The sequence below is a fragment of the Polaromonas sp. genome, from assembly GCF_013817205.1.
Lineage (GTDB): Bacteria > Pseudomonadota > Gammaproteobacteria > Burkholderiales > Burkholderiaceae_C > Polaromonas.
This window is the reverse complement of record NZ_JACDDD010000024.1, coordinates 34,283-45,927: the sequence shown is the minus strand read 5'-3', so window position 1 is coordinate 45,927 and position 11,645 is coordinate 34,283. Positions and strand designations below refer to the sequence as shown.

General features: G+C 62.1%; 8 protein-coding genes. All 8 read left to right on the top strand.

What is annotated here, in order from left to right; translation table 11 throughout:
- Positions 1 to 43: 43 nt before the first annotated feature.
- The 8 genes from H0W47_RS07815 to typA all read left to right on the top strand — a co-directional run bounded on the left by H0W47_RS07815 (position 44) and on the right by typA (position 11,581).
- On the top strand, positions 44 to 1,099 hold the full coding sequence (locus H0W47_RS07815; protein ID WP_296922712.1) for an ABC transporter permease: 1,056 nt from the start codon (positions 44 to 46) through the stop codon (positions 1,097 to 1,099).
- An 83-nt stretch (positions 1,100 to 1,182) separates the two neighbouring features.
- Positions 1,183 to 2,883 carry an ABC transporter ATP-binding protein gene (locus H0W47_RS07810; RefSeq protein WP_296922710.1) on the top strand — a complete coding sequence of 567 codons (1,701 nt, stop codon included), beginning with the start codon at positions 1,183 to 1,185 and terminating at the stop codon, positions 2,881 to 2,883.
- 254 nt (positions 2,884 to 3,137) lie between these two features.
- A complete protein-coding gene (rimP, locus tag H0W47_RS07805; protein ID WP_296922708.1) occupies positions 3,138 to 3,713 on the top strand; it encodes a ribosome maturation factor RimP in 576 nt (191 codons plus the stop codon).
- A gap of 22 nt (positions 3,714 to 3,735) precedes the next feature.
- Complete coding sequence (gene nusA / locus H0W47_RS07800; RefSeq protein ID WP_296922705.1) at positions 3,736 to 5,274, top strand: transcription termination factor NusA; 1,539 nt, start codon at positions 3,736 to 3,738, stop codon at positions 5,272 to 5,274.
- Between the two features lie 27 nt (positions 5,275 to 5,301).
- Positions 5,302 to 8,184, top strand: a complete 2,883-nt coding sequence (gene infB / locus H0W47_RS07795; RefSeq protein ID WP_296922703.1) for a translation initiation factor IF-2 — start codon at positions 5,302 to 5,304, stop codon at positions 8,182 to 8,184.
- A gap of 60 nt (positions 8,185 to 8,244) precedes the next feature.
- Positions 8,245 to 8,613 (top strand): 30S ribosome-binding factor RbfA, encoded by a 369-nt coding sequence (gene rbfA, locus H0W47_RS07790; RefSeq protein ID WP_296922700.1) that lies wholly within the window; start codon positions 8,245 to 8,247, stop codon positions 8,611 to 8,613.
- 88 nt (positions 8,614 to 8,701) lie between these two features.
- On the top strand, positions 8,702 to 9,724 hold the full coding sequence (gene truB / locus H0W47_RS07785; RefSeq protein ID WP_296922696.1) for a tRNA pseudouridine(55) synthase TruB: 1,023 nt from the start codon (positions 8,702 to 8,704) through the stop codon (positions 9,722 to 9,724).
- A gap of 33 nt (positions 9,725 to 9,757) precedes the next feature.
- Complete coding sequence (typA, locus tag H0W47_RS07780) at positions 9,758 to 11,581, top strand: translational GTPase TypA (protein WP_296922693.1); 1,824 nt, start codon at positions 9,758 to 9,760, stop codon at positions 11,579 to 11,581.
- Positions 11,582 to 11,645: the final 64 nt, after the last annotated feature.

Below are 11,645 nucleotides of genomic sequence, written 5' to 3'. Positions count from 1 at the left end.
CTCCCCCCTCGAGGGGGCGCCGCCTGTGGCCGGGCCGAGCCCGATCCACGGCGGCCCTGAAAAAGAAGGGGTCGTGTCACTGTCCCCCGGGCGCCGAGCGTGGCGCAGGTTCCGCCGCAACCCGCTGGGCTTCTGGAGTCTGGTGCTGTTTGCCATCATGGTGGTGCTCAGCCTGTTCGCCGAGGTGTTGTCCAATGACCGGCCGCTGGTGGTGCGCTACGAAGGCACGACTTATTTTCCCATCGTCAAGGATTACTCCGAGCAGACTTTTGGCGGCGATTTCCCGACGCCGGCTGATTACCTCGACCCCTTCATCCGTGAGCGCATCACCAGCGGCGGCAACTGGGCAATCTACGCGCTCAACCCCTATGGCCCGAAAACGCTGAACTACTTCGCCAAGTCACCCAGCCCGGCCGCGCCCACTGCCGACAACTGGCTGGGCACCGACGACCGCGGCCGCGACCTGCTGGCGCAGCTGCTTTACGGTTTTCGCGTCAGTGTGCTGTTCGGCCTGGCGCTGACCCTCACCGGTACGGTGCTCGGTATCCTGGCCGGGGCAGTGCAGGGTTTCTTTGCCGGCAAGACCGATTTGGCCTTTCAGCGCTTTATTGAGATCTGGAGCGCGATGCCCGAGCTCTACCTGTTGATCATCTTCAGCGCGATTTTCACGCCCAGTCTCGCGCTGCTGCTGATCCTGCTGAGCCTGTTCGGCTGGATGGGCCTGTCCGACTACGTGCGCGCCGAATTCCTGCGGAATCGCCAGATGGACTATGTGCGCGCGGCGCGCGCCTTGGGCGTGGGCAATGGCCGCATCATGTGGCGCCACATCCTGCCCAACAGCATGACGCCGGTGGTGACCTTTCTGCCGTTTCGCATGAGCGCGGCCATCCTGGCGCTGACCTCGCTCGACTTCCTCGGCCTCGGTGTACCGCCCGGCACGCCTTCGCTGGGCGAGCTGCTGAGCCAGGGCAAGAACAACATCGACGCCTGGTGGATCTCCCTGTCGACCTTTTGCGTGCTGGTGATGACCCTGCTGCTGTTGACCTTCATGGGTGATGCGCTGCGCGATGCGCTGGATCCGCGTAAGGCCGACAAATAATGGCCCCCACGCTCCGCACTGACGCGTCGTCGCTGCCCCCCGAGGGGGCTGTCCCGCCTTGGGGCGGCCCGGCGGCGGGACGGATGACTCATCCACTACTGGAAGTGCGGGACCTGCGTGTCTCCTTTGGCGGCAAGGCCGTCGTCCACGGCGTCAACTTCAGCATCGCACCCGGTGAAAAGCTGGCACTGGTCGGCGAATCCGGCTCTGGCAAGACGGTGACGGCACTGAGCTTGCTGCGCCTGGTCCAGAATGCCGACATTTCCGGATCTGCAAACCTTTTCGGCCCTCAGCCCCCGTCCATCAAGCGTGACCTGCTATCAATTCCGGAGCGTGAACTGCGCGGCATCCGTGGTGAAGAGGTTGCCATGATCTTCCAGGAGCCGATGACGGCGCTGAACCCGCTGTTTTCCGTGGGTGACCAGATCGCCGAGGTGCTGGAACTGAAACAGGCCCTGAGCAAACGCCAGGCCTGGGACGCCGCCATTGAGGCGCTGGCCGCCACCGGTATCCCGGAGCCGGCGCGGCGCGCCCAGTCTTTTCCGCACCAGCTCTCGGGTGGCCAGCGCCAGCGCGCCATGATCGCGATGGCGTTGGCCTGCCGCCCGCGCCTGCTGCTGGCTGACGAACCGACAACGGCGCTCGATGTCACCCTGCGCATGCAGATCCTGGAATTGCTGTCTGATCTGCAACGCCAGACCGGCATGGCGGTGCTGCTGATCACCCACGACCTGAACCTGGTGCGCAAATTCGCCGACCGGGTGGCAGTGATGGAGAACGGGCACTTGGTGGAAGAGGGGCCGGTAGCGCAGGTGTTCGCCGATCCGCAACATGCCTACACACGCAAGCTGATCGACAGCCGGCCCGCGCGTGATGTGGTGGAACAGCTTTCACCCGCCAGCGGGCCGCCGGCGATGCGTGCCAGCGGCCTGCGCGCAGCCTATTCCGTACGAATTCCCGGCGTACGCGGCTGGTTTCGCAAGGGCGAGTTCGTTGCAGTGAAGGGCGCCGACTTCGAGGTGGCGCCGGGCTGCACGCTGGGCGTCGTGGGTGAGTCGGGGTCCGGCAAATCCACGCTGGCGCTGGCCGCATTGGGGCTGATGCCGCACACCGGTGCACTCGAAGCCATGGGCCAGCACTGGGGCGTCAGTAGCGCCGGCAACAAGGCAATCCGGCGGTTGGTACAGGTCGTGTTCCAGGACCCGTTTTCCTCATTGTCGCCGCGCATGACTGTGGAGGAAATCGTAGGTGAGGGCTTGCTGGTCCACGAACCCGGCCTGTCTGCCGCAGCACGCCGCGAACGGGTAGTCGCCGCGCTGGCCGATGTCGGCATGGGGGAGGTTCAGGATTTCGTCGCCGGGCCGTCCCAAGACGAAAAGCACCCCCTTGGGGGGCAGCAAGCTACACGCAGTGAGGGCGCGCGGGGGCTGTATTTCCCCGGCCTACTGCAGCGTTACCCGCATGAGTTTTCCGGCGGCCAGCGCCAGCGTCTGGCAATTGCCCGGGCGCTGATCGTCCAGCCCCAATTGCTGGTGCTCGACGAGCCGACCAGCGCGCTTGACGTGACCATCCAGAAACAGGTGTTGCAACTGCTGCAAAAGCTGCAGCGCGAACGCGGCCTGAGTTATTTGCTGATCACCCATGACGTGGACGTGATCCGCGCCATGGCGCACGAGGTCATGGTGATGAAGGACGGCGAGGTGCTGGAAACCGGGACCGTGAGTCAGGTGCTGGATGCGCCGCAACACCCTTACACCCGCATTCTTGTCGCGGCGCAGGTCTGACGCTATTGTCAGTTTTCGCAAATTTTGAGATTCAACCGGTTTAATACGAACTCATCAGTTGGCACCGCTATCGCCCAACAGCACAGGTCGCCAGCGACTGCCGGCATGCAAACTGCTTGCGCGGGTGCCAGTATCGGGGTAGAATATGAGCTTCACGACCAAATGGGCGGGTTTTCACCGCCCATTTTTTTTGGGCGTTTGTTTTTGCAAACTGATTTTTTTTTGAGAAGCTGGCGCAGCGATCTACAGACTGAATGGCATTACACGAAACGATTGAGCAGACCGTCACGGGACTGGGTTACGAACTGGTGGACATTGAACGTACCACCGGTGGTTTGCTGCGTGTGACCATCGATCAGCCGCAGGTCGAAGGTTCGCCGGAACAGTTCATCAATGCGGAGGACTGCGAAAAAGTCACGCGCCAGCTGCAGTTTGTGCTGGAAGTCGAAGGTGCAGCGTATTCCCGGCTCGAGGTGAGCTCGCCGGGCATAGACCGGCCCCTGCGCAGCGAAAAGGATTTTGTGCGTTTTACCGGCGAGCTGGTGGACATCACGCTGAAGGCGGCCATCGGGTCGGCAGCGGCCGGCTCTGGTGTGACCGCCAGCCGCAAGAAATTTCGCGGCACGCTTGAGCGTGCAGCCTCCGGGTGGCAGATTGTGTGGCGCGAAGAGCCCGCCGCCAAGCCCGGTGCAAAAGTGAGCAAGAACAAGGTGCCCGCGCCGCTGCAGGCGCTGGGCTTCACGCTCGATGAAATTGCGCAGGCCCGACTGGCGCCTGTGGTTGACTTCAAGGGGCGCCGGCCGAAAAGCCCGCCCGCAACAGAGATATAAAAAGGAAAGGCAGGCTTGTGAAATGAATCGCGAACTGTTGATGTTGGTGGATGCCATCTCGCGTGAGAAAAATGTTGAACGTGACGTCGTTTTTGGTGCCGTCGAGCTCGCGCTCGCCTCGGCCACCAAAAAGGTGTACGCCGAAGGCACGGACATCCGTGTCGTGGTGGACCGTGACAGTGGCAACTACGAGACCTTCCGCCGCTGGCTGGTTGTGCCCGACGAAGCCGGCCTGCAAAATCCTGAAGGCGAAGAACTGGTCAGCGATGCCCGCGAGGAAATCGCTGACATCGAGGAAGGCGACTTCATCGAGAAGCCAGTCGAAAGCCTGCCGATCGGCCGCATCGGCGCGCAAGCGGCCAAGCAGGTCATTCTGCAGAAGATCCGCGATGCTGAGCGTGAAATGCTGCTCAACGACTTCATGTCGCGCGGCGACAAGATTTTTGTCGGCACCGTCAAACGCATGGACAAGGGCGACATCATTGTCGAGTCCGGCCGGGTCGAAGGCCGGCTGCGCCGCAGTGACATGATCCCGAAAGAAAACCTGCGTTCCGGCGACCGCGTGCGCGCCATGATCATGGAAGTCGACACCACCCTGCGTGGCGCCCCCATCATCCTGTCGCGTACCTCTCCTGAATACATGATCGAGTTGTTCCGTCAGGAAGTGCCCGAGATTGAACAAGGCCTGCTGGAGATCAAATCCTGCGCGCGGGATCCCGGCTCGCGCGCCAAGATCGCCGTGCTGTCGCATGACAAGCGCGTCGACCCGATCGGCACCTGCGTCGGCGTGCGCGGCACCCGCGTCAACGGCGTGACCAACGAGCTGGCAGGCGAACGCGTCGACATCGTGCTGTGGAGTGAAGACCCGGCGCAGTTTGTAATTGGCGCGCTGGCACCGGCCAATGTGTCTTCCATCGTGGTGGACGAAGAGCGTCACGCCATGGACGTGGTGGTTGACGAGGAAAACCTCGCGATCTCCATTGGCCGGGGCGGCCAGAATGTGCGCCTGGCTGCCGAGCTGACCGGCTGGAAAATCAACATCATGACGGCCGACGAGTCTGCTGAAAAGCAGGCCACCGAGACCGACACCAGTCGCAAGCTGTTCATGGAAAAACTCGACGTGGATGAGGAAATCGCCGACATCCTAATCTCCGAAGGTTTCACCAGCCTCGAAGAAGTGGCTTATGTGCCGATCCAGGAAATGCTGGAGATCGAATCTTTCGACGAAGACACCGTCACCGAGCTGCGCACCCGCGCCAAGGACGCGTTGCTGACCATGGAAATCGCCAAGGAAGAAAACGCCGAAGGCGTCTCGCAGAATCTGCGTGATGTTGAAGGCCTCACGCCCGAACTGATCGCCAAGCTGACTGAAGCGGGTGTCGGCACCCGTGACGACCTGGCCGACCTGGCCGTGGATGAACTCACCGATATCACCGGCCAGTCTGAAGACGAAGCCAAGGCCCTGATCATGACAGCGCGCGCGCATTGGTTTACCGATGAAGCCGAGCCTGCCGACGCCGAAGAGCCTGCAAGTGCAGACCTCGCGTCCAAAGAGCAATGATCATGGAGGCCAGCAGGAAAAAAACATATGTCCAGTACCACTACCGTCGCTGAATTCGCAGCTGAACTGAATAAACCCACCGCCACACTGATCGAGCAATTGACCAGTGCCGGTGTTGCCAAGGCGCAGCCCACCGACTCCCTGTCCGAGGGTGACAAGCAGAAACTGCTGAGCTATTTGCAGGCCAGCCACGGCACCGCCAGCGCAGAGCGCAAGAAGATCACGCTCGTCAAGAAGTCGACCACCGAGATCAAACAGGCCGATGCCACCGGCCGGGCCCGGACCATTCAGGTCGAAGTCCGCAAAAAACGCACCTTCATCAAGCGTGACGAGACTTCCGAGCCCGTCGTCGAGGTGCCAGCCGCTGCCGCGCCCCAGACCTCGACGGTCGAGGACGCCGAACTGGTTCGCCGCGAGGAAGAAGCCAGCCGCCACGCCGAATTGCTGCGCCGCCAGGAAGAAGAGCTGACGGAAAAACGCCGCCTGCGTGAAGAGCAGGATGCCAAAGACCAGGCTCGCGAGCAGCAGGAGCGTGACGCTGCCGAGCAGACGGCGCAAGCCGCTGCGCAGGCTGCCGAAGCCGCCAGCAAGGTCAAGCCCGCGAGCAAGGCTGCCAAGGCTATGGCTGTCGAAACGCCCGCCGCCGATGACACTGCAGCCACTGAAAAGGCCGCAGCCAAGGCTGCAGAAGCCAGCGCTGCGCAAGCGGCAGCCAAGGCCAAGGCCACTGCCGAGTTCCAGGCCGATGCCGTCAAGGCGCAGGACCTGCAGGACCGCCGCAAGAAGGCCGAGGCTGAAGCCGCCGGTATCCGCGCCATGATGAATGCGCCCAAGCGCGTGCTGGTGCCGCATGTCGACCCGAAAGCCGCCATCAAGGGCACGCTGCACAAGCCGGCCGTGGTCCCGGGCGCCGCCAAACCTGCCGCTGCAGGCGCAGCCGCAGGAACCGCCGGCAAAAAGGAAATCAAGTCGGAAAACCTGTCTTCGACCTGGAAAGATGACGCCGCCAAGAAAAAGGGCGAGATCAAGACCCGTGGCGCGACCGCTGTGCCTGGACGCGGCAACTTCCGTGGCGGCCCGCGCGGCCGCCGCACATCTGACCGCGATTCGCGTTCCGAGTCCACTTTTGTGGCGCCGACCGAGTTCAAGGTCATCGAAGTCCATGTGCCGGAAACCATCACGGTCGCCGAACTCGCCCACAAGATGAGCGTGAAGTCGTCCGAGGTCATCAAACACCTGATGAAGCTGGGCCAGATGGTCACCATTAACCAGCCGCTGGACCAGGACACCGCGATGATCGTCGTGGAAGAAATGGGCCACAAGGCCGTCACCGCTTCGCTGGACGATCCGGAAGCCTTTGCCGACGAGGACGTGCAAGGCCAGCAAGCCGAGCTGCTGCCACGTGCGCCGGTCGTGACCGTCATGGGCCACGTCGACCACGGCAAGACCTCGCTGCTCGACTACATCCGCACTGCCAAAGTGGCTTCCGGCGAAGCCGGCGGCATTACCCAGCACATCGGCGCTTACCACGTGGAAACTCCGCGCGGCATGGTGTCCTTTTTGGACACACCGGGCCACGAAGCGTTTACTGCCATGCGCGCCCGCGGCGCCCAGGCGACCGACATTGTGATTCTGGTAGTGGCTGCCGACGACGGCGTGATGCCGCAGACGCGTGAAGCCATCAAGCACGCCAAAGCAGCCGGTGTGCCCATCGTGGTCGCGATCAACAAGATCGACAAGCCCGGCATCAACATGGAGCGCGTCAAGGGCGAGCTGGTGACCGAAGAAGTGATCCCCGAAGAGTTCGGCGGTGACGTGCCTTTTGTCGGCGTGTCGGCCCATACAGGCGCCGGCATTGATGCCCTGCTTGAGCAGGTGCTGCTGCAGGCCGAGGTGCTGGAGCTGAAGGCGCCCGTTGATGCCTTGGCCAAGGGCCTAGTGATTGAAGCCCGCCTCGACAAGGGCCGCGGCCCGGTCGCCACCGTATTGGTGCAGGCCGGCACGCTCAAAGCCGGCGACGTGGTGCTGGCTGGTTCGACCTTTGGCCGCGTCCGTGCCATGCTGGACGAAAACGGCAAGCCGATCAAGACCGCAGGTCCGTCGATTCCGGTGGAAATCCAGGGCCTGACCGAAGTGCCGCAGGCCGGTGACGAGTTCATGGTCATGCTCGACGAGCGCCGTGCCCGCGAAATCGCGACTTACCGTGCCGGCAAGTTCCGCAACACCAAGCTGGCCAAGCAGCAGGCGTCCAAACTGGAGAACATGTTCTCCGACATCGGCGCCGGCGAGGTCAAGATGCTGCCCATCATCATCAAGGCCGACGTGCAGGGGTCGCAGGAAGCGCTGGCCCAGTCGCTGCTCAAGCTCTCGACCGACGAGGTCAAGGTGCAGCTGGTGTATTCCGGCGTGGGCGGCATTTCCGAGTCCGACGTGAATCTGGCGATTGCGTCCAAGGCGGTGGTCATCGGGTTCAACACCCGCGCCGACGCCCAGGCCCGCAAACAGGCCGAGAACAACGGCGTCGATCTGCGTTACTACAACATCATTTATGACGCTGTGGACGAGCTGCGCGCCGCGATGTCGGGCATGCTGACGCCGGACAAGAAGGAAGAAGTCATCGGTACCGCCGAGATCCGCCAGGTGTTCAAGGTCAGCAAGATCGGCTCGATCGCCGGTTGTATGGTCACGGCCGGTGTGGTCCGCCGCAACGCGCGTCTGCGCCTGCTGCGCGAAAACGTGGTCGTCTTCACCGGTGAACTCGATTCGCTCAAGCGTTTCAAGGACGACGCCAAGGAAGTCAAGGAAGGTTTCGAGTGCGGCCTGAACGTCAAGGGTTACAACGACATCCAGGTCGGCGACATGCTGGAGTTCTTTGAAATCCGCGAAGTGGCCAGGACACTGGAGGCCTGATCGCCGCAAGGCGGCTGCCTGTGAAAGGGCAGTCCGCCGACCCGGCAGGCCTACTACCCCATGCGTAAAAAATCATCCACCCCGAACCGCGGTTTTCGCGTCGCCGACCAGATCCAGCGTGATCTGACGGAGTTGATCGCGCGCGAGTTGAAGGACCCGCGGGTGGGCATGGTCACGATCCAGGCGGTCGAGGTCACGGCCGACTACGCGCATGCCAAGGTATTTTTCAGCGTGTTGATCGGCGACCCAACCGAATGCGAAACCGCGCTCAACCAGGCGGCAGGGTTCCTGCGCAATGGCCTGTTCAAGAAGTTGATGATCCACACGGTGCCGACCCTGCATTTCCAGTTTGACCGCACGACCGAACGTGCGGCCGACATGAACGCGCTGATCGCCAAGGCGGTTTCCTCCCGCGCCCAAGACGACTGAAACGTACCGTTCCCCTTCGACAGGCTCAGGGTGAACGGTACTTTCCGCGAGCGGTTTTTCCGTTCGCGTTGAGCTTGTCGAAACGCTTATGCCGCAAACACCTGTTCACCGCCAGAAAATCCAGCGACGTCCCGTGCACGGCGTGCTGCTGCTCGACAAGCCGCTGGGCCTGTCGAGCAACCAGGCGTTGCAAAAGGCCAAGTGGCTGCTGCGCGCAGACAAGGCCGGCCACACCGGCACGCTGGACCCGCTGGCTACCGGCGTGTTGCCGCTGTGTTTCGGCGCAGCCACCAAATTCAGTCAACTTCAGCTCGACGCCGACAAGACCTATGAAGCCGTGCTATTGCTGGGCGCCAAAACCAGCACCGCCGATGCCGAAGGCGATGTGATTGAGACGCGCCCGGTGCCGCCCATCACTCCGGAGCTGCTGGAGAATCTGACGCGCCGCTTCACCGGCCCGCTCTCGCAGGTGCCGCCCATGTATTCGGCGCTCAAGAAGGACGGCAAGGCCTTGTACGAATACGCGCGCAAGGGCCAGGAAGTCGAGCGGGAAGCCCGCCGCATCACGATTTATAAGCTGGAAATGGCTCCAGCCCATGACCCGCGGGCGCCGACAGCTATCAAAATCATAGTAACCTGCAGCAAGGGTACCTACATTCGCACCCTCGGCGAAGACATCGGCGAGGCCATTGGCTGCGGCGCGCACCTGGGGGCGCTCAGGCGGCTGGAGACCGGCGGCTACACCGACGGTCAGTGTGTGAGCCTGCCATCGCTCGAAGCCATGAGTGAGGCCGAGCGTGAAACCTGCCTGTTGCCGGTGCAGTCGCTGGTGGCGGCTTATCCGTCTGTCACATTGGGCGCCGACGATGCAGGGCGTTTTCTCAGCGGTTTGCGCCGCCGTGGTAGCAGTGGCCAGTGGGGCCCCGATGCCGCACTGGTACAGGTCTTCGGCACGGATCCTGCGGCTTTCCTGGGCTCGGCTCACGTGACGGCTGACGAATTAATCCCCGGGCGCCTGCTCAGCCCGATTGAAATCCAGGACATGCTGGCTGTCCGACCCTCTGATTCACCTGTTTTCTCCAGCACTGCGGCCAGCGCCGCACTGGCCTGACATCACCGATTCGAAGTTTTTAGAAAGCGAACCATGAGCATCAAACAAATCCGCAACATCGCCATCATCGCCCACGTTGACCACGGCAAAACCACCATGGTAGACCAGCTGCTGCGCCAGTCTGGCACCTTTGCCGAGCACGAAAAGGTGGTCGACACCGTGATGGACAACAACGCCATCGAAAAAGAACGTGGCATCACCATTCTGGCCAAGAACTGCGCCGTGACCTGGGAAGGCACGCACATCAACATCGTTGACACCCCAGGCCACGCGGACTTTGGCGGCGAAGTGGAACGCGCCTTGTCCATGGTGGACGGTGTGGTGCTGCTGATCGACGCGCAAGAGGGCCCCATGCCCCAGACGCGTTTTGTGACCAAGAAGGCGCTGGCCCTGGGCCTCAAACCCATTCTGGTCGTCAACAAGGTGGACAAGCCAGGCGCGCGCCCTGACTACGTGGTCAACGCCGCTTTCGATCTGTTCGACAAGCTGGGCGCTACCGACGAACAACTCGACTTCCCCGTGGTCTACGCCTCCGGCATCAACGGCTGGTCTTCGTTGGAAGAAGGCCCGCCTAATGAACAGTGGGGGCCCGACATGTCGGCCTTGTTCAACACCATCCTCAAGCACGTGCCGCATCAGGAAGGCGACCCTGCCGCGCCGCTGCAGTTGCAAATTTCCGCGCTCGACTTCTCGACCTTCGTCGGTCGTATCGGCGTCGGCCGCATCAGCCAGGGCACGATCAAACCCATGATGGACGTTGTTGTCATGGAAGGTCCTGATGGCAAGGCTGTCAAGGGACGGGTCAACCAGGTGTTGACCTTCCAGGGTCTTGAGCGTGTGCAGGCAACCGAGGCCGGCCCCGGCGAGATTGTTCTGATCAACGGTATTGATGACGTTGGCATCGGCGTAACGATCACTGACCCGACCAGCCCGGCGCCGCTTCCCATGCTCAAGGTGGATGAGCCGACCCTGACCATGAACTTCTGCGTCAACACCAGCCCGTTGGCCGGCCGTGAAGGCAAGTACGTCACCAGTCGCCAGATCTGGGACCGCCTGCAAAAAGAGCTGCAGCACAACGTGGCGCTGCGCGTCAAGGAGACTGACGAAGAGGGTATCTTTGAAGTCATGGGCCGCGGTGAGCTGCACCTGACCATCCTGCTGGAAAACATGCGCCGCGAAGGCTTTGAGCTGGCCGTGTCCAAGCCGCGCGTGGTGATGAAAGAAGTGAACGGCGAAAAGCACGAGCCCATCGAACTGGTAACTGCTGACATCGAAGAGATCCACCAGGGCGGTGTCATGCAGGCCCTGGGTGAGCGCAAGGGCGACCTAGTGAATATGGAATCAGATGGCCGTGGCCGCGTGCGTCTGGAGTACCGCATCCCGGCGCGTGGCCTGATTGGCTTCACCAACGAATTTTTGAACCTGACACGCGGTTCGGGACTGATTTCCAACATCTTTGACAGCTACGAAGCCCACAAGGGCGACATCGGCGGCCGTAAAAACGGTGTGCTGATTTCCATGGACGCGGGTGAGATTTTCACCTACGCACTGGGCAAGCTCGACGACCGTGGCCGCATGTTCGTCAAGGCCAACGATCCTGTATACGAAGGCATGATTGTCGGCATTCATAGCCGCGACAACGACTTGGTGGTCAACGCCACACGTACCAAACAGCTCACCAACTTCCGCGTGTCGGGCAAGGAAGATGCGATCAAGATCACGCCACCAATCGAATGCACGCTGGAATACGGCGTGGAATTTATTGAAGACGACGAGCTTGTCGAAATCACGCCCAAGTCGGTTCGTCTGCGCAAGCGCCACCTGACGGAGAGCGAGCGTAAGCGCGCTGGTAGATAAGGCCCCCACGTTCGCTCACTGCGTGTAGCTCTCTGCCCCCCGAGGGGCGCTGCGCCTGCGGACT

Excerpts from the sequence above, each read along its gene's own strand:
- H0W47_RS07810 (WP_296922710.1), top strand. The coding sequence starts at position 1,183 with ATGACTCATCCACTACTGGAAGTGCGGGACCTGCGTGTCTCCTTTGGC.
- rimP (WP_296922708.1), top strand. The coding sequence starts at position 3,138 with ATGGCATTACACGAAACGATTGAGCAGACCGTCACGGGACTGGGTTAC.
- nusA (WP_296922705.1), top strand. The coding sequence starts at position 3,736 with ATGAATCGCGAACTGTTGATGTTGGTGGATGCCATCTCGCGTGAGAAA.
- infB (WP_296922703.1), top strand. The coding sequence starts at position 5,302 with ATGTCCAGTACCACTACCGTCGCTGAATTCGCAGCTGAACTGAATAAA.
- rbfA (WP_296922700.1), top strand. The coding sequence starts at position 8,245 with ATGCGTAAAAAATCATCCACCCCGAACCGCGGTTTTCGCGTCGCCGAC.
- truB (WP_296922696.1), top strand. The coding sequence starts at position 8,702 with ATGCCGCAAACACCTGTTCACCGCCAGAAAATCCAGCGACGTCCCGTG.
- typA (WP_296922693.1), top strand. The coding sequence starts at position 9,758 with ATGAGCATCAAACAAATCCGCAACATCGCCATCATCGCCCACGTTGAC.